This is a genomic window from Sphingopyxis sp. BSN-002, from assembly GCF_022024275.1.
In the GTDB taxonomy this organism is placed as follows: domain Bacteria; phylum Pseudomonadota; class Alphaproteobacteria; order Sphingomonadales; family Sphingomonadaceae; genus Sphingopyxis.
Genome location: NZ_CP091804.1, coordinates 883,211 through 899,452 on the forward strand (window position 1 = coordinate 883,211; position 16,242 = coordinate 899,452).

Annotated in this window: 17 protein-coding genes and 1 tRNA gene; 5 read left to right on the top strand and 13 right to left on the bottom strand. The window is 65.9% G+C overall.

The genetic code is table 11. The features are described 5' to 3' along the window. Positions 1 to 4 precede the first annotated feature (4 nt). The 3 genes from L7H23_RS04405 to L7H23_RS04415 form a co-directional block, all read right to left on the bottom strand. On the bottom strand, positions 5 to 529 hold the full coding sequence (locus L7H23_RS04405; RefSeq protein WP_237838146.1) for a hypothetical protein: 525 nt from the start codon (positions 527 to 529) through the stop codon (positions 5 to 7). Between the two features lie 114 nt (positions 530 to 643). After that, complete coding sequence (tig, locus tag L7H23_RS04410) at positions 644 to 2,212, bottom strand: trigger factor (RefSeq protein ID WP_237838147.1); 1,569 nt, start codon at positions 2,210 to 2,212, stop codon at positions 644 to 646. 88 nt (positions 2,213 to 2,300) lie between these two features. Beyond that, a tRNA-Leu gene (locus tag L7H23_RS04415) sits at positions 2,301 to 2,385 on the bottom strand. 179 nt (positions 2,386 to 2,564) lie between these two features. On the opposite strand from L7H23_RS04415, the gene L7H23_RS04420 reads away from it, so the two are divergent. Next, positions 2,565 to 2,759 carry a hypothetical protein gene (locus tag L7H23_RS04420; RefSeq protein ID WP_237838148.1) on the top strand — a complete coding sequence of 65 codons (195 nt, stop codon included), beginning with the start codon at positions 2,565 to 2,567 and terminating at the stop codon, positions 2,757 to 2,759. On the opposite strand, the gene L7H23_RS04425 is transcribed toward L7H23_RS04420, so the two are convergent. From L7H23_RS04425 to L7H23_RS04440, 4 genes are read right to left on the bottom strand one after another with little or no spacing between them, the layout of a single operon-like run. Next, positions 2,756 to 3,643, bottom strand: a complete 888-nt coding sequence (locus L7H23_RS04425) for a hypothetical protein (RefSeq protein WP_237838149.1) — start codon at positions 3,641 to 3,643, stop codon at positions 2,756 to 2,758. The two genes, L7H23_RS04420 and L7H23_RS04425, sit on opposite strands and share 4 nt — an antisense overlap. Beyond that, positions 3,640 to 4,185, bottom strand: a complete 546-nt coding sequence (locus L7H23_RS04430) for a hypothetical protein (protein WP_237838150.1) — start codon at positions 4,183 to 4,185, stop codon at positions 3,640 to 3,642. The genes L7H23_RS04425 and L7H23_RS04430 overlap by 4 nt, the downstream gene beginning before the upstream one ends. A 13-nt stretch (positions 4,186 to 4,198) precedes the next feature. Further along, positions 4,199 to 5,083, bottom strand: a complete 885-nt coding sequence (locus L7H23_RS04435) for a hypothetical protein (protein WP_237838151.1) — start codon at positions 5,081 to 5,083, stop codon at positions 4,199 to 4,201. Next, positions 5,080 to 5,661 carry a hypothetical protein gene (locus L7H23_RS04440; RefSeq protein ID WP_237838152.1) on the bottom strand — a complete coding sequence of 194 codons (582 nt, stop codon included), beginning with the start codon at positions 5,659 to 5,661 and terminating at the stop codon, positions 5,080 to 5,082. The genes L7H23_RS04435 and L7H23_RS04440 overlap by 4 nt, the downstream gene beginning before the upstream one ends. A gap of 145 nt (positions 5,662 to 5,806) precedes the next feature. On the opposite strand from L7H23_RS04440, the gene L7H23_RS04445 reads away from it, so the two are divergent. From L7H23_RS04445 to L7H23_RS04460, 4 genes are all read left to right on the top strand, one after another. After that, positions 5,807 to 7,492 carry an amidohydrolase gene (locus tag L7H23_RS04445; protein WP_237838153.1) on the top strand — a complete coding sequence of 562 codons (1,686 nt, stop codon included), beginning with the start codon at positions 5,807 to 5,809 and terminating at the stop codon, positions 7,490 to 7,492. A 153-nt stretch (positions 7,493 to 7,645) separates the two neighbouring features. Beyond that, complete coding sequence (locus L7H23_RS04450) at positions 7,646 to 8,368, top strand: hypothetical protein (RefSeq protein ID WP_237838154.1); 723 nt, start codon at positions 7,646 to 7,648, stop codon at positions 8,366 to 8,368. Then, positions 8,365 to 9,114: a hypothetical protein gene (locus tag L7H23_RS04455; RefSeq protein WP_237838155.1), complete on the top strand. Its 750-nt coding sequence runs from the start codon at positions 8,365 to 8,367 to the stop codon at positions 9,112 to 9,114. The genes L7H23_RS04450 and L7H23_RS04455 overlap by 4 nt, the downstream gene beginning before the upstream one ends. 62 nt (positions 9,115 to 9,176) lie before the next feature. After that, the gene (locus L7H23_RS04460; protein WP_237838156.1) at positions 9,177 to 10,088 is read left to right on the top strand and encodes a hypothetical protein; all 912 of its coding nucleotides are present in this window, start codon (positions 9,177 to 9,179) and stop codon (positions 10,086 to 10,088) included. Here the strand turns inward: L7H23_RS04460 and L7H23_RS04465 are convergent. From L7H23_RS04465 to gatC, 6 genes are read right to left on the bottom strand one after another with little or no spacing between them, the layout of a single operon-like run. Beyond that, entirely contained in the window at positions 10,085 to 11,452 is a 1,368-nt protein-coding gene (locus L7H23_RS04465; protein ID WP_237838157.1) for an amidohydrolase family protein, read from the bottom strand. The genes L7H23_RS04460 and L7H23_RS04465 overlap by 4 nt on opposite strands. Continuing rightward, complete coding sequence (locus tag L7H23_RS04470; protein ID WP_237838158.1) at positions 11,421 to 12,305, bottom strand: hypothetical protein; 885 nt, start codon at positions 12,303 to 12,305, stop codon at positions 11,421 to 11,423. Before L7H23_RS04470 ends, L7H23_RS04465 begins: the two co-directional genes overlap by 32 nt. Positions 12,306 to 12,308: 3 nt before the next feature. Beyond that, the gene (locus tag L7H23_RS04475) at positions 12,309 to 12,938 is read right to left on the bottom strand and encodes a hypothetical protein (protein ID WP_237838159.1); all 630 of its coding nucleotides are present in this window, start codon (positions 12,936 to 12,938) and stop codon (positions 12,309 to 12,311) included. A gap of 47 nt (positions 12,939 to 12,985) precedes the next feature. Then, a complete protein-coding gene (gene gatB / locus L7H23_RS04480; protein WP_237838160.1) occupies positions 12,986 to 14,452 on the bottom strand; it encodes an Asp-tRNA(Asn)/Glu-tRNA(Gln) amidotransferase subunit GatB in 1,467 nt (488 codons plus the stop codon). A 1-nt stretch (position 14,453) separates the two neighbouring features. After that, a complete protein-coding gene (gene gatA, locus L7H23_RS04485; protein WP_237838161.1) occupies positions 14,454 to 15,935 on the bottom strand; it encodes an Asp-tRNA(Asn)/Glu-tRNA(Gln) amidotransferase subunit GatA in 1,482 nt (493 codons plus the stop codon). Further along, the gene (gene gatC, locus L7H23_RS04490; RefSeq protein WP_054587141.1) at positions 15,935 to 16,237 is read right to left on the bottom strand and encodes an Asp-tRNA(Asn)/Glu-tRNA(Gln) amidotransferase subunit GatC; all 303 of its coding nucleotides are present in this window, start codon (positions 16,235 to 16,237) and stop codon (positions 15,935 to 15,937) included. Before gatC ends, gatA begins: the two co-directional genes overlap by 1 nt. Positions 16,238 to 16,242 lie beyond the last annotated feature (5 nt).

Genomic DNA, 16,242 nt, shown 5'->3' on the forward strand with positions numbered 1-16,242 from the left:
CCCTTCAGGGCGCCTCGCGCACGAGCACCAGCGACGACGGTTCGGCGGCGTCGCCGCGGCGGTAGATTTCCGACCGGACAATGCGGTCGGGAGCCGCGAGATCGAACCGCAGATCGTGGAGATAGGATTCTCCCGCATCGAGGTCGGTCGCGTCGCTGAACGAAAAGACGGGCTTGCCCGATACCGCCTCCCGGGCGAGCCGCAGGCGCGGCTGGTTTCCCTGCGGGCAATAATGGGTGGCGACGAGGCTCGCCCCGTCGCGGTGATAGAGGGTCAGCGAATGGGGCTGGCCCGCGCGCTCCCAGCTTTCGACGATCACCGTACCTCCTGCCGTCAGCGAAAAGCGGATGCGCAGGGTGGAGTCGGGCCTGTCTGCGATCCGCCAGACCCCGGCAAGCGAAGCAAGCTCGCCAAATGCCTCGGCCGCCCGGTCCGGCGCCACCGCCGGTGAGGCCGCGACCTCGCCTGCCGCGGCGGGAACGCTCGCGACGAGAGACAGGAAAACGGCCGGAGAACAGATCCTTATCATCGCGCGCTTATCGGACGGGCGTCGGCGCGTGTCGATACCTGTCCGCACCACAACGAAAAAGGCCGGGTGGATCGCTCCACCCGGCCTTCCCTGCGTAGCTCGTAAAAGCCAGGCTTATTTCTTGGCGGCCGCCTTCTTGGCCGGAGCCTTCTTGGCGGGTTCGGCCTTTTCCGCGGCTTCCGCCTTCGGAGCAGCGGCCTTCTTCGCCGCCGGCTTCTTCGCGGGCGCTTCCTCGGCCTTGGCCTCTTCCTTCACCGCGTCCTTCTTGGCGGCCGGCTTCTTCGCGGCGGCCTTCTTGGCGGGCTTGTGGTCATGGTCGTGATCGTGGCCGCAGCCCGGACCATGGACGTGATCGTCGTCGGCTTCGATCGCCGCTTCGATCTCTTCGCGGGTCACTTCGCGATCGGTGATGTCGGCCTTCTCGAACAGGAAGTCGACGACCTTGTCCTCATAGAGGGGGGCGCGAAGCTGTGCGGCGGCGAGTGCGTCCTGCTGGACATATTCCATGAAACGGCCGCGATCTTCGGGGCGATACTGCTGCGCCGCCTGCATGATCAGGCGCTGCATTTCCTGGTTCGACACCTGGACGCCGTGCGCCTGGCCGATTTCCGAGAGGAGCAGGCCCAGACGGACGCGGCGCACCGCGATCGCGTGATATTCGTCGCGATCCTTTTCCAGCTCGGCCTTCGCCGCTTCGGGGTCCGCTTCGTGGCTGGCTTCATGCTCGAGCTGCTGCCAGATCTGGCCGAATTCCGCCTCGACCATCGTCGGCGGCACTTCGAAGTCATGGCTGGCGGCGAGCTGATCGAGCAGCTTGCGCTTCATATAGGTGCGGGTCAGGCCGTTCAGTTCCTGCTCGACCTGATCCTTCATCAGCTCTTTCAGCTTGTCGAGGCTTTCGAGGCCGAGCGACTTCGCGAACTCGTCGTCGATCTTCGACGCCGCCGGGACCTTCACTTCCTTGACGGTGATCGCAAATTCGGCGGGCTGGCCCTTCAGATTCTCCACCGGATATTCCTCGGGGAAGGTGACCTTGATCGTCTTTTCGTCGCCGGTCTTGGCGCCGACGAGCTGGTCCTCGAAGCCCGGGATCAGCTGGCCCGAACCGATTTCGACCGCCATGTCCTCGCCGGTGCCGCCGTCGAAGGCAACGCCGTCGACACTGCCGGCGAAGTCGATAATGACCTGGTCGCCGGTCGCGGCCTTCTTCGTCTTCGGCGCTTCCTCGAAGCGCTTCATCTGCGCGGCGAATTCCTCGATCTTGGCCATCACGGCCTTGTCGTCGGCGGGAACGGTAAGGCGCTCGAGCTTCAGGCCGTCGATCGACGGCGCTTCGATCTCGGGCAGCACTTCAAGGCTGACGGTGATCTCGGCATCCTTGCCGCGCTCATAGCCGTCGGCGAGTGCAACGCCGGGCTGCAGCGCGGGGCGAAGCTTTTCCTTCGCCATCAGGTCGCGCACGCCCTGATCGATCGCCTTGTTGAGCGCGTCGGCGTTCAGCGCCTCGCCATGCATCTTGCGGATCAGGTTCGGCGGAACCTTGCCGGGGCGGAAGCCGGGCATGCGAACGGTCGGCGCGATCGCCTTCACTTCGTCGTCGACGCGCGCGTCGATGTCTTTCGCGGTGATGGTGACGCGATATTCGCGCTTCAGGCCTTCGTTCAGCGTTTCGACGGTCTTCATTGCCTTGGTCTTATCCTTGCTCAAAATCTCATGTCCGAACCCCGCCTGACAGACGAAGTTCCCCATTCCCGGTCTCTGCTCGCGAAGGTGGTGCGGGCGAAGGGACTCGAACCCCCACATCTTGCGATACTGGTACCTAAAACCAGCGCGTCTACCAATTCCGCCACGCCCGCTGAGAGCTTTCGGCCGGGATGCACGACATCGCGCGCTGCCGCGCACGCCCGTGCGGGCCGCGCGGGGCTATAGCAGACGCATCGCCGAGGGCAAGGGCGGAAAGCCGCGAAAATCCCCCGCCTTGCAGCAGCCGGAACATGCCATGCGCCCGTTCGTTGGTTAATCGAGGAGAATGACGATGACGAGCGCCCCCGACCCGCTTCCCAAGCCGAAGCCCGACACCATCGAGCCGCAAGCGCCGCCCGAAAAACCGGTTCAACCGACCCCGCAGGAAGACCCCGCCGGCCAGCCACCTGAAATTCCGGGCAACCCCGGCGGCGATTTCGACGCCCCCGGCCGCGGCCCCGCCGAAGTCCCGCCGCAGCAGGTCTAATAATTGTCGGGGACGCGCGCGCCGGTCCGCGCATCGATCACCGCGCCGCGGTCATAGGAAAGAATGCCGGGCACCGGCGCCAGCCGGTTGACGTTGAACACCGGCGGCCCGACGAACTTGCCGACCGCGCGATACTGCACCGCGACGATCGGCTTTCCGGCGAGCGATGCCGGCGCGGGCGCTCCCGCCGCAGGCGGCGAGACGCCCATCGCCGGCATCACCCAATGGCCGTTGACGCTGGCGCCGAGACCCGTTTCATCCGCGAGCACCGGATCCTCCGACTTCTGCCACGCGATCGCGACATGCACCGCGCCCAGATCGGTGATCTCGCCGGCCTTCGCATCGAAGCCGACGCTGCCGAGGCACATGCACGCGAGCATCGCATTCTGGTTGCCCGCGCCATAGAGGACATAGCTGCCGGGCACCGCCTCGATCAGCATCAGCCGATCATCCTTCCCCTTCTCCAGCGTCTTGCCGAGGTTGATCGACTGCAGATTCTGGACGTCGGGATGGTGATAGTCGAAGGTCGCAAGGCTCGGCTCGGGCGGGATGTCGTCGTCGGATTTCGCGCCCTTCGCCGCCGCCTGCTTCGCGAGCGCGGCGTCGCGCGCCTTCCTGAGGTCGGGCAATGCCTTGTCGAACGCGGCTTTCTTCGCGGCATAATAGGCCTCGACCTCGGCGGCGGTCGGCACACGCATGAACACCGGCGCGAACCATTTGCCCTTCACGCGAAACAACAGATAGGCGCGGTCGGGCCGGATCTCGAACGGCTTCTTGCCGTCGATCTCGACCAGCTCGTCGGGCGCCTTCCTGTCTTCGGCATGCGCCGCGGCGGGGAAGGCGAGCGCGGCGAGCAGCGGCAGCATCAGCGCTAAGCGCCTCATTTCACCGGCACCTTTCCGCCCCACGTCGGCCCCGACGCGATCTTCGCCTGCACCGCTATCCCCTGTTCGGGCGGCAGCTCGGCGACATTTTCCCAGATTTCCTCGGCAACACCGTAACGGGTGTAGCCCCGCGGCTCCATGCAGCGGCGCATCTTCGCCTGCCGGTCGCGGCGGGTCAGCGTCCCTTCGATCATCCCCCCGATCGCGAGCCCGACCAGCCCCGAATGCTCGAAATAGCCGGTCGCGGCTCGCTCGCCCGGCACGCGCTCGACCCACGGGATGAAGCGCGGGATCGCGACATTCGCCCAGCCGGCGGGCGCGAGGAAGCGATAGCAGTCGGCGACATCGGCATAGGCCTCGGCGAAACTCGTATTCTCGCGGTGGTAGAAGAAATATTTCCAGCCGTTATCGACCACCGCGGGCGCATCCGATCCCGACAGGTCGGGCACCGCGATGCCTGCCGGATCGGGCGGCACGGTCTGTGCATTCGCAGGCGCCGCGGCCAGCGCCGTCACAAGCGCCCATCCCGTTCGCAACCTCATCCGCCCTTCCCCGTCAGAAACCGCTCGCGACCGGCGCACCGCTCTTCGCGTCGATCACCCGGTCGCGATCATAGGCGAGGACGCCGGGCACCGGCGGCAGGCGCGAGACCATCACGCCATAGATATTGTTGAACTTGCCGCTCGCGGTGAAAACCGCCTGTTCGACCGGCCATTTGTCGAGCGAAGCGGGCACGCCATAATCGACCGGGACCGACGCCGTCGGAACCTCGACCTTGAACCCGGCCCAGCCGCCATTGTGGCGGATGTCGAGCAAGGGCGCGCTCTTCTGCTGCTCGGCGAGCGGCGCGGCGGTCAGGAAATTGCCGACATTGGTCACAACGCCGGGCTTTACCTCGAAGCGAACGCTGCCCATGCAATAACAGAGCCCGACGAAGCCCTGACCCGGATCGAACAGCACCGGCCCGTACCAAATATAGGTGCCGGGCTTGACCGCCATCGCATAGCTGTACCGCTCGTTCGCCTTGTCCTTGATATAGGCGAAATCGGGACCGAACTGGACGGCGGTGCGCGCTTCGATGTCGCCGATCGAGAAGGTCGCCTCGTCGGGCGCGACGGGCTTTGCGGGCGGCGCCTTCTTCTGCGCCGCGGCGAGCTTCGCCTCGCCGTCCCAGCTTGCAAGCTTCTTCTGGTACCGCTTTTCGGCCTTCGCAAAGGCCTCTGCGCGTTCCTTGCGAAACGCCTCCAGATCCTCGGCATCGGGGACGCGGATGAAAGTCCCGCCCTGCCGGCCGGGGCCGTGAAGGAGGATATAGCCCGTCGCGGGGTCGAGGACGGTCTTGCCGCTCACGACCTTCTTCTCGTCGAGCGAGTCGGCGGGCGCCGCGACGACAGCGCCCGAAATACCGAGCAGCGCGGCGAGGATCAGCGCCGCCCTCACAGTTCGATCGCCGCTTGCCGGGGCTTGTCGCCCGATGCCACGCGCGCCTGCTTCATCAGCGCCGCATTGCGCGTCGCCTCATCCTCGCGTCCGTTTCCTTCCTCAAAATTGAACGCCTGCCACAAATCCTTGCTCAGCCCGTAGCGCTGATAGCCCTTGAACCCCATGCAGTTGCGCATGTTGATCCGGCGCACCTTTCGCCGCTCGGACGAGCCGAAAATCGCATCGGCCAGCGCCTCGCCGATCATCCCGCCGATCACCCCGCCCATGCCATATTGCGTCGCATAATAGCCGGGATAGGGCTCGCTGCCGCCACGATAGTAGCTGATCCCGCTCGCCAGCGCGTCGCATTCGCTGACGTCGGCGAATGCCTCGTCAAAGCTCGTGTCCTCGCGGTGGAAATAGTAATATTTGTCGTAGGTTCCGATGTCCTCGGCGGTCGGCGTGAACGCCAGTTTCGGCATCTCGACCGCCGCGACTTCGCTTTCGGTAAAATGGCGCGGCGCCGCTTCGGGTCCCGCCGCCGTCGCCGCGCCCGGAACCGCCAGCAGCATCGTCGCTGCGCAGATCAATCGCATGAAAATCCCCCTGCTCCCCTGCCCGTTTCATGCGACGCCGGGATCGGTTTCGCAAGCAGCTTCCGCGGCTTCGCCCCGATAACTTGCGTTCCGATACTTGACTCGCCGCCGTCGCTCCGCACGATGGCCGCCGGGGGAGAGACGAATGAAACTATCGACCGGCCTGGCCGCACTGCTGGCGATGATCGCGACACCCGCGATCGCGCAGGACACCATCCTCTATCGCGGCGGCCCGATCGTCACGATGGACGGCGACACGCCGAAAACGGTCGAGGCGGTCGTGACCCGCGGCGACCGCATCGCCTTTGCGGGATCCGAAAAGGCGGCGCGCAAGGAAGCCGGCAAGGATGCCGCCATCCACGACCTCAAGGGCGCGACGATGCTGCCCGGCTTCATCGACGCGCATTCGCATTTCACCGTCGCGACGATGAGCGCGGGCGGGCTCGATCTTCGCGACAAGGCGCACGCCGGGGTCACCGACATCCCGAAGCTGCAAGCGGCGATCCGCGACTATATCGCCGCACGTGCGATCCCGCCCGGCGGCTGGGTCGTCGTCTGGCAATATGATCATGAAGGGCTGGCCGAGAAGCGCCACATCACCCGCGCCGAACTCGACGCGGTCGCCTCCGACCGGCCGATCGTCCTGCTCCACGTCTCGCTGCACGGCGCGGTCGCGAACAGCGCTGCGCTGAAGGCGGTCGGCATCGACGAGGCGACGCCCGTCCCGCCCGGCGGCATGATGCTCCGCGACGACGCGGGCAAGCTCAACGGCGTCCTCCTCGAAAAGGCGATGTTCCTGCTGCTCGCCAAATTGCCGCAGCCAACGCCCGAGCAGAAACTTGCCGCGCTCGACGCCGCGCAGAATGCCTATTTCGCCGAGGGCTATACCCACGCGCAGGACGGCGCGACACAGCCGCCCGACGTGGCGTTTCTCACCTCGCCCGCGGCGCGCGAGCGGCTGAAGATCGACCTCGCGCTCCTTCCCTTCTCGCCCGGCCTCGACGCGCTGCTGGCAAAGCCTGACGTGAAGTTCGGCGAATATCGGGGCCATGTGAAGCTGCAGGGGATCAAGTTCGTCCTCGACGGATCGGTGCAGGCGCGCACCGGCTATTTCACCCGCGACTATGCCCGCGGCAGCCCCGAAGGCACGCACCCCTGGCACGGCCAGCCGGTCCTGTCCGAAGAGGAGTTCATCGCGCAGGCGAAGAAAGCGAACGACCGCCACTGGCAGCTCTTCGTCCACGCCAACGGCGACGCCGCGATCGACATGGCGATCCGCGGCTTCGATGCACTCGGGATCAAGGCCGCCGACGACCGCCGCCCGATCGTCATCCACTCGCAGTTCCAGCGGCCCGACCAGCTTGCAGCCTACAAGCGCATCGGGGTCGGCCCCTCCTATTTCTCGAACCATGCCTGGTATTGGGCCGACGTCCACCGGACCAACTTCCCGAAGGAGGTGGTCGATTTCATCAGCCCGCTTCGCTCGGCGAAGCGTGCCGGGCTGATCGCATCGAACCACAGCGACTACAGCGTCACCCCGCTCGACACGCGCTTCATGCTGTGGACCTCGATGGCGCGCGTCTCGCCGACCGGCGTCGTCAGCGGCCCCGACGAGAGGCTCGGCGCCTATGAAGCGTTGCAGGCGCTCACCACCGGCCCCGCGTGGCAGGCGTTCGAGGAAGATCGCAAGGGCCGCATCAAGCCCGGCCTGCTCGCCGACTTCGTGATCCTCGACAAAAATCCGCTGACGACGCCCGTTGAAGCCATCAAGGGCATTCGCGTGCTCGAAACGATCAAGGAAGGAAAGAGCGTGTGGAAGACCACTGGATGACCCGCGCCCGATATCACCGGATCGGATTCTTATAGTTTGTGCAATTTCCGGGGCCGAAACAAAAACCGCTTGCAAAGATGTAAGCAATAATTAGCACCGGCTTATCCGGACTTGTGTCCGGATACGGGGGTCGCAGCAATGCGTTTTGGGGGAATGGTCGCCGGTTTGCCGGCGGCTGCTTGTTGGAGTCTTGCGCTCGTCGCCGGCGCCACCGAACCGGTGGTCGCTGACGGTTCCGCCGTGGCGGTGACCGATCCGGCGATTCCCGCCGCTCCGATCCTGTCCGCCGCGCCGGTCGTTCCGGCGACGCTCGCAGCAGGAACGCCCGTCTTCGTCATGCTCGATGCCGACCTGTCGACGATGACCGCCGTGCTCGGCGACCGCTTTCCGGTCGTCGTCCTGCACGATGTCGTCGAACAGGACACCATCGTGATCCCCAAGGGAGCGACGGGATATGGCGAAGTCACCTTCACGACGAACAAGGGCAGCTTCGGCAAACCCGGCATCATCGGCATCACCCTGCGTCACCTCCAGATCGGCGACCGCCAGTTTGCGCTGAGCGGCCGCTACCGCGAGGAAGGTGCGAACAAGGACGGGGCAACCGCAGCAACGATGTTCGCGGTCGGAGTCTTTTCCGCCTTCATCAAGGGCAAGCCCGGCGTCATTCCGCGCGGGCGCGAGCTGAAGGCGCGAACCGGCGAGCCGATCATCTTCACGCCTGGCATTTCCGCAACGCCGCCGGCGCCGATCGCCGACGCCGCGATCCTTGCCGGAGATCCCGCCCCCCCAGCTGCAGATACCCCCGCCGCGGCGACCGTCGCCCCCGAAACACCGGCAGATACGCCAGAGCAGAGTCAAACAGGAGGACAGCAATGAAATTTACCCCGACCAGAACGGCAATGATCGCGATCGCCGCATCATGTATCGCGATCGCACCGGCGCTTGCGCAGGACGATAGCGCCGCCAAGGCGGCCGAGGCAGCAGCCGAAGCGGCTGCGGCGGCCGCTTCCGAGCCGACACCGGCGGCCGAAGTCGCGGCGGCACCCGTCGCACCGCCGCCCGCCTGCGAACTCCACGTCTTTCCGACGCTCGAGGGTCAGGCGATGACGACCGGCTGGCTGTCGGGCTTCGGCATCGTCGGCGCGGTCGCGGACGCGGCATCGAACAAGAACCGCAACATCAGCGACGCCGACTATCTCAAGGACGCTCTCGGTCCGCAGATGCAGATCGACGCGCTGAAGTCGATCGATCCGGTCGCTGCGCTGAGCCTGCCGCCCTCGCAGATCATCTATGAAACGCCGATCGCCGACCGCAAGATCACGACCAAGGCCGCAACCCGCCTCAGCAGCTCGAAGGCACCCTGCTATGTCGAACTGGTGATCACGCAGAATTTCTACACCAAAAAGGCGATCTACGGCCGGTCGCTGAACAACCGTTTCATCGTCAAGGACTTCCGCACCGGCAAGGACAAGGCCGCGCTGGTCAAGGGCCGCGGCGGCAATGGCCTGTCGCACTTCCCGCCGAAGACCACCGACGAGACCGAAGCAGCCGAGAACGAGCTGCGCGAAGTTTTCGTCAAGAACTTCCTTGAATTCGCAAAGGGCGTGAAGCCCGCGAAATAAGTCCGGCACGGCGGGGGCGTCCTTTCCGTCCCCGCCGTCCTTTCCCTCAGGCGGAGCCGATCGTGCGCACCCTCACTGCCCTGTTTCTCGCCGCGGCCCTTGCGCCTTCGCTTGCCGTCGCCGCACCCAAGGCGCCCGATGCACCGTCGGTCGTCGCCGAACAATATCGCCGGGTCGAGGGTGGCCGCGCCGTGCAGGTCGGCATCGCCCAGACCGAAATCGAAACGAGCATCGACGTCGGGCGCGTCGCGGCAGCCACGGGCGGCGACCTGATCGGCGCACTGATCGTTTCGGGCATGGACGACAAGCGCCAGCGCCTCAGCGATTCGGCGAATGCGCGGGCGGAGGCGGCCGTCGCGCCGCTGCGCGATACGCTTGCGGGTTTCGACGTCGATGCCCTTGCGCTCGCCGCAACCACGTCGGCACTGTCGGCGACCGACTGGTTCCAGCCGCAAGGCGTGACGCTCAGCAAGGAAGTCTCGCCCGCCGGCCGCAGCGCCTTCGCCTTTGCCGCTACCACGCCGCAGGTCGCCTTCGTGACATGGCGCTATTCGCTGTCGCCCGATTTCACCCAGATCCGCGTTACCGCCGAAATCATGCTGCAGCACCGGACAAAGGGAAAGGGAACCGCCGCCGCATCACCCCTTTTCTATCGCCAGACCGTGACCAGCATCGTCCAGCTCGGCAAGCGGAGCTATGAGCCCCGCGAGAATGTGGCGCTGTGGAACGCGAACCAGGCCGATCTTGCCAAGGCCGCGCTCAAGGCGGGCTTTGCGGAAAACGCTCGCCTGATCCCCTATGCCCTTGGCCTCGGGGCCGCCGACGTGAAGGCCTTCACCGCCAAGGACCGCGAGAAAGGCTTCGGCGGCGGCTTCTACGGCCCGCTCGTCGCACGCGACGCCGACAATCCCGACAATCTGCTGATCTGGACGAAGGACGGCCTCATCCACATCCGGACCCTGCCCGCCGCCTAGGGCACCGTCCGTTCGTCTGCGACCTTTGCCAGCATCGCCTTCAGCGCCGCCGCATCATGCCAGCGGCCCGCCACCATCACGCCCAGCGGCCTGCGCAGGGTTGCCGGGTTTGCCAGCGGGTTGTCGGCAACGAGCAGCAGGTCGGCACGATAGCCCGGCGCGATCACCCCGAACCTTTCCTCGCCCGGTGCCGTTTTCGCGATAAATTCGCCCGGCGTCCGCGTCGCGGCCGACAGCGCCTGCCACGGCGTCAGGCCGGCGCCGAGCATCGCATCGATCTCTGCATGGACCGAGAACCCCGGTACGATGCCGGGGATTGACGGCGCGTCGTCGCCGGTGACCAGCGGCACCCCGGCGTCGGCAAGCGCCTTTACGAAGCGCGCTTCGAACGCGACGCGGCGCGACAGGTCGACCTCCTTCTTCTGATAGCCCGACCGCGCCCAGTCGATCCGGTCGGAGGGGGAAAGATAGCGCGCCTCGGGCGCCGCCAGATACGCCGCTACGACCCCGGGTTTTCCGAATTGCGCCGCGATCGTGCGATAGGTGAAAAGGTCCGACGTCGCATAGGCCCCGGTCCGCTTCATCAGCGCGACCGCATCGGCAATCCGCGCCTCGTCGGGCGGCGCCTGCTGGTCGTCGGCCGGCGGCTCGGGAAAGAAGCCGTAGAAGAATTCTTCGATGTGCGCGACCAGCGACTGCCCCGCGGCAAGCTGCCTGGCGAGTCCCACCGCCTGCACATTATGCCCGACGACCCCGATGCCCTGCATCCGCGCTTCGTCGGCAAGCGCCGCAAAGGCATCGGCCGACAGGTTCGTATAGACCTTCATGAAGCTGTAGCCGTTGGCCTTGGCCAGCCGCACGATCGCGCGCGCCTCTTCGGGCGTCCGGACGACGAAATGGCCATATTGCTCGCTGCCGTCGACGACGAAGGCGGTGAAGATATGCGGACCGGGCAGCTCGCCGCGATTGACCGCCAGCCGGATACGTCCGGCAAAGGCGTTGGTCGCGCCGCCCATATTGAGCATCGTCGTCACGCCGTTGGCAAGCAGCAGCGGCAGGTCGTTCCGGTCGCTCACATGATTGTGCATGTCGGCAAGCCCGGGAAACAGCCACGCGCCCTTGCCGTCCACCACCGGCGTCCCTGCAGGCAGCTTCGCCTTGATCCCGATGCTCGCGATCCGCCCGTCGGTCACGATCACCGTCGTGCGCGGAATCACTCGCTCGCGGTCCATCGGCACGACGTTGACGTCGGTCAGGACGATCGTCGCGGCGTGCGCCGTGGCGCCCGCAAGCAGCAGCCACAGCGCGATCAGCGCTGCCGCGACGGTGCGCTCAATTCGCAGCAACGATCCTGTCGCGATCATAGGTGATGATACCGGGAATGGCGGTGATCCGGTCGATCCCGACCCCGAAATAATTGGGGAACGGACCTGCCGCGCGCATCTCCGCGGGAACGATGCGATAGGCGGACAGCCGCGGATCGATGCTCGCCCCTGCTCGCGGCAGCTCCCAGCTCACGGCGTTCATTTCGGGCGGCAGGTCGAGGTCGGTTTTGGGCACCGGCCGCCCCTCGGCCTTCGCCTTCGCGCGCTCGTCCATCCAGTTGAGCGTCATCATGCCGGCATGGACGATGGTCCTTTCGGGCACCTCGAATTCGATCGACCCCATGCACATGCAGGTACCGCCCGCGGCATTCGCGTTGAAGATGATCGGGCCATAGAAGACATAGCGTCCGGGCTTCACCTTGTGGACGAAGGTCGAGCGGCCGTCCTTCTTCGCGAAGCGGTCGAACGGCCCGACCTGAACCATATTCTCGCGGTCGATCGGCGGGAAAGCCAGGTTCGCGTCGGTCGGTTCGACCGGCTCGACGGGACGCTTGCCGGCGCGCTGGTTGGGCTTCATCGCGTCCCAGCGCCCGGCATCGGCCGCCCAGCTCGCATGCTTGCGTTCCCATTTCGCGTGCGCCTTCGCCAGCGCCTCGCCGCGTCGACGGATATAGTCGCTACGGTCGGCGTCGGTCGGCCGCCGCAGCAGCGTCAGCCCGAACGAATACATCGAGCTGTCCGAATTGGTCTGCAGGACGACATAGCTGGCCGCGGGGTCCAGCGTGATGACCTCCTTGTCGCCGACGGCCGCAAACTCTTCGGCGTCGGCACCGAGGGCGGAAACGGGAAGCGCGGCGGCGAGCAGCGCGAGCGCGAGGATCGACGGTCTCATGACTTACCTCCCCAGCGCCGGCGTCGTCGGCCGCGGCCCCGATGCGACGCGCGCCTGCTGCTTCAGAAACCCCTGCCGCTCCTCCTCGGGCAGGCCGCCGAAGCCTTCCTCGAAATTGAACGTCTGCCACATATCCTTGGGCAGGCCGAAGCGGTCGTAGCCCTTGAAGAACATGCAGCGGCGCATGTTCACCCGCCGCGTCGCGCGGAGCTGCGCCGATCCGACGATCGCCGCGATCATCACATTGGCGATCGCACCGCCGACCAGCCCCGACGTGGTGCTGTTATAGGGATAGGGCACGTCGCTGTTGCCGAACGGGCTCGCCAGTCCGCGCGACAGCCCGTCGCACTCGCGCAGATCCTTGAGCGCGGTCGCGAAATCGGTGTCGGCGCGGTTGAAGTAATAATATTTGTCGAAGTCCTTTTCCCATTTGGGATCGGGGGCAAAGGCCAGCGCGGGCATCGCGATCGTTGCGGGGTCGATCACCTCGTCGGCCGCGGGCATCGTCACCGTCGCGACGATATCCTCGCCATCGCCGCCAGCCTCCGCCGTTTCCTGAGCCAGCGCCGGCGGGGCCGCGAGCGCGCACCCCAGCACGGCAAGCCGCCAGCCTTTCAACGCCTTATACCGCATCCTTGCCCTCCCCCGAGTCTTCGGAGGAGATTAGACGCGGCGGGATTTTAGGCCAGCGCCTTCTTCAGCAGTTCGTTGACGACCTGCGGGTTCGCCTTGCCCTGCATCGCCTTCATCGTCTGCCCGACGAAGAAGCCGAACAGCGCTTCCTTGCCGCCCTTATACTGCTCGACCTTGTCGGCATTGGCGGTCAGGATCTTGGCGATTTCGGCTTCGATCGCGCCGGTATCGCTGGTCTGCTTCAGGCCGTCGCGCTCGACGATCACGCCCGCCGCGTCGCCGCTTTCGAGCATCTTTTCGAACACCTGCTTGGCGATCGTGCCCGAAATCGTGCCGTCGGCGACCAGACCGAGCAGTTCGCCCGCCTGCGCCGGCGTGACCGGACAATCCTCGAAGCTCTTGCCGAGGCGGTTGAGCGCCCCGAACAGCTCGCTCGACACCCAGTTCGCCGCCGCAGCCGGCTTCGCGCCGGTCTCGAGCAGCGTATCGAACCACAGCGCGCTTTCGACCTCGGCGGTCAGCACGTCGGCGTTGTACGCCGAAATCCCGGCCGCCAGATAGCGCGCGCGCTTGGCGTCGGGCAGTTCGGGAAGGCTCTCGCGGCATTCGTCGAGGAACGCATCGTCGAGTTCGAGCGGCAGCAGGTCGGGATCGGGGAAGTAACGGTAATCATGCGCATCTTCCTTCGACCGCATCGAGCGCGTCTCGTTGCGGTCGGGGTCGTAAAGCCGCGTTTCCTGCACCACGCTGCCGCCGCTTTCGATCAGCTCGACCTGGCGCTTCGCCTCGCCCTCGATCACCGCCATCACGAAGCGTACCGAATTGACGTTCTTCGTCTCGGTGCGCGTGCCGAATTCGTCGCCGGGCTTGCGCACGCTGACATTGACGTCGGCGCGCATCGAACCTTCTTCCATATTGCCGTCGCACGATCCGACATAGCGCAGGATCGAACGCAGCTTGCGCACATAGGCGCCGGCCTCGGCGGGCGAGCGCATGTCGGGGCGCGAGACGATTTCCATCAGCGCGACGCCCGAGCGGTTGAGGTCGACGTACGACATCGTCGGATGCTGGTCGTGCATCAGCTTGCCCGCGTCCTGCTCGACATGGATACGCTCGATCCCGATGCGCTTCGGCTCGGGAATCCCCGCCTTCTCATCCCCCTCGATCATCAGCGAACCTTCGCCGACAAGCGGATGATAAAGCTGCGAAATCTGGTAACCCTGCGGCAGATCGGCATAGAAATAATTCTTGCGGTCGAAGCGCGACCATTTGTTGATCTCGGCCTCGATCGCCATGCCCGTGCGCACCGCCTGGCGGATGCACTCGCGGTTCGGCACCGGCAGCATGCCGGGCATGGCCGCGTCCACGAGGCTCACCTGCGTGTTCGGCTCCGCCCCGAACGCCGTCGCGGCACCCGAGAATAATTTGGCGTTGGAGGTGACCTGCGCATGGACCTCGAGGCCGATCACGACCTCCCACTCGCCGGTTTCGCCCTTGATGCGATAGTCGCTCATCTTACCACCACTTCTCGGCACGGGCATTGAAGCCCGCCCGCTCTTCAATTGCCAGCCCCGCGTTCAGCACGCCCTGCTCGTCGAACGCCTTGCCGATGATCTGCAAGCCCAGCGGCAGTCCTTCGCGGTTCAGCGCCGCGGGGACCGACATTGCGGGCAGGCCCGCGAGGCTCGCGGGCACCGCGAACACGTCGTTGAGGTACATCGCCAGCGGGTCGGCCATCTTCTCGCCCAGCCCGAACGCCGCCGACGGCGCAGTCGGCGCAAGGATCACGTCGCAGCTAGCAAAAGCCTGCTCGAAATCGCGCGCGATCAGCGTCCGCACCTTCTGCGCCTGCGTGTAGTATGCGTCGTAGAAGCCCGCCGACAGCACATAGGTGCCGATCATGATGCGGCGCTTGACCTCGGGCCCGAAACCGTCGGCGCGCGTCGCGGCGTACATGTCCTGCAGCCCCGCCTTTTCGGGCAGGTCGCGCAAACCATAACGCACGCCGTCATAGCGTGCGAGGTTCGACGACGCCTCGGCGGGCGCGATGATATAGTAAGTCGGCAGCGCATATTTGGTGTGCGGCAGGCTGATCTCGACGACCTCGGCCCCCGCATCCTTCAGCATCGCGATGCCCGCATCCCACATTGCGTCGATTTCGGGGTCGATGCCCTCGAGGCGATATTCCTTGGGAATACCGACCGTCTTGCCCTTGAGATCGCTTGACAAGGCCGCTTCCCAATCGGGAACCGCCATGTTCAGGCTCGTCGCATCCTTCGGATCGAAGCCCGCCATATTTTCGAGCATGATCGCACAATCGCGCACGTCGCGCGCCATCGGCCCCGCCTGATCGAGCGAGCTGGCAAACGCCACGATGCCCCAGCGCGAGCAGCGGCCATAGGTCGGCTTGATCCCCGAAATGCCGGTGAAGGCCGCGGGCTGGCGGATCGAGCCGCCGGTGTCGGTCCCCGTCGCCGCGGGGCACAGCCGCGCCGCGATCGCCGACGAGCTGCCGCCCGACGATCCACCCGGCGCGAGCGCGGCATTACCGCCGTCGTTGCGCTTCCACGGGCTGATCACATTGCCGAAGTAGGACGTCTCGTTCGACGACCCCATCGCAAACTGGTCGAGGTTCAGCTTGCCGAGCATCCCCGCGCCCGCGTCCCACAATTTCTGCGACACGGTCGATTCATAGCGCGGTACGAAGCCTTCGAGCATATGGCTCGCGGCGGTGGTCTGGACGCCGTTCGTCGCGAACAGGTCTTTCATCCCGATCGGCACGCCAGACAACGGCTTCAGGCTGCCAGCCGACCGGTCGGCATCGGCCTGCTTCGCCGCCGCGAGCGCATGCTCGGGCGTCTCGACGATGAACGCGTTGAGCGCCTTGGCGCCCGCGACATTGGCGTTGAACGCCTCGGCGACCTCGACGGCGCTGAAATCGCCCGCGCGGTGCCCGTCGCGAATCCCGGCGACGGTCAGGTTCGTAAGATCGGTCATTATTCGATTACCTTGGGAACGCCGAAAAAGCCGTGCTGCGGCGCCGGCGCATTGGCGAGAATATCGTCGCGGCGGTTGCCGCCGGTCAGCGGGTCGGCGTCGACGACGTCGTCGCGCAGCCGCAAGTTGTTCGGGATCACCGCAGTCATCGGCTCGACCCCGGTCACATCGACCTCGCCGAGTTGCTCGACCCAGCCGAGAATGCCGTTGAGTTCGCCTTCCATCGCGGCGGCCTCGGCATCGCTGATCGCGATGCGCGCCAGCGACGCTATTTTCCTGACTGTTGCCTGATCGATTGCCATTCTTG

What these genes read in the sequence shown, in the direction of transcription:
- L7H23_RS04405 (WP_237838146.1), bottom strand. Translation starts at nt 529, where the DNA reads ATGATAAGGATCTGTTCTCCGGCCGTTTTCCTGTCTCTCGTCGCGAGC.
- tig (WP_237838147.1), bottom strand. Translation starts at nt 2,212, where the DNA reads ATGAAGACCGTCGAAACGCTGAACGAAGGCCTGAAGCGCGAATATCGC.
- L7H23_RS04420 (WP_237838148.1), top strand. Translation starts at nt 2,565, where the DNA reads ATGACGAGCGCCCCCGACCCGCTTCCCAAGCCGAAGCCCGACACCATC.
- L7H23_RS04425 (WP_237838149.1), bottom strand. Translation starts at nt 3,643, where the DNA reads ATGAGGCGCTTAGCGCTGATGCTGCCGCTGCTCGCCGCGCTCGCCTTC.
- L7H23_RS04430 (WP_237838150.1), bottom strand. Translation starts at nt 4,185, where the DNA reads ATGAGGTTGCGAACGGGATGGGCGCTTGTGACGGCGCTGGCCGCGGCG.
- L7H23_RS04440 (WP_237838152.1), bottom strand. Translation starts at nt 5,661, where the DNA reads ATGCGATTGATCTGCGCAGCGACGATGCTGCTGGCGGTTCCGGGCGCG.
- L7H23_RS04445 (WP_237838153.1), top strand. Translation starts at nt 5,807, where the DNA reads ATGAAACTATCGACCGGCCTGGCCGCACTGCTGGCGATGATCGCGACA.
- L7H23_RS04450 (WP_237838154.1), top strand. Translation starts at nt 7,646, where the DNA reads ATGGTCGCCGGTTTGCCGGCGGCTGCTTGTTGGAGTCTTGCGCTCGTC.
- L7H23_RS04455 (WP_237838155.1), top strand. Translation starts at nt 8,365, where the DNA reads ATGAAATTTACCCCGACCAGAACGGCAATGATCGCGATCGCCGCATCA.
- L7H23_RS04465 (WP_237838157.1), bottom strand. Translation starts at nt 11,452, where the DNA reads ATGATCGCGACAGGATCGTTGCTGCGAATTGAGCGCACCGTCGCGGCA.
- L7H23_RS04470 (WP_237838158.1), bottom strand. Translation starts at nt 12,305, where the DNA reads ATGAGACCGTCGATCCTCGCGCTCGCGCTGCTCGCCGCCGCGCTTCCC.
- L7H23_RS04475 (WP_237838159.1), bottom strand. Translation starts at nt 12,938, where the DNA reads ATGCGGTATAAGGCGTTGAAAGGCTGGCGGCTTGCCGTGCTGGGGTGC.
- gatB (WP_237838160.1), bottom strand. Translation starts at nt 14,452, where the DNA reads ATGAGCGACTATCGCATCAAGGGCGAAACCGGCGAGTGGGAGGTCGTG.
- gatA (WP_237838161.1), bottom strand. Translation starts at nt 15,935, where the DNA reads ATGACCGATCTTACGAACCTGACCGTCGCCGGGATTCGCGACGGGCAC.
- gatC (WP_054587141.1), bottom strand. Translation starts at nt 16,237, where the DNA reads ATGGCAATCGATCAGGCAACAGTCAGGAAAATAGCGTCGCTGGCGCGC.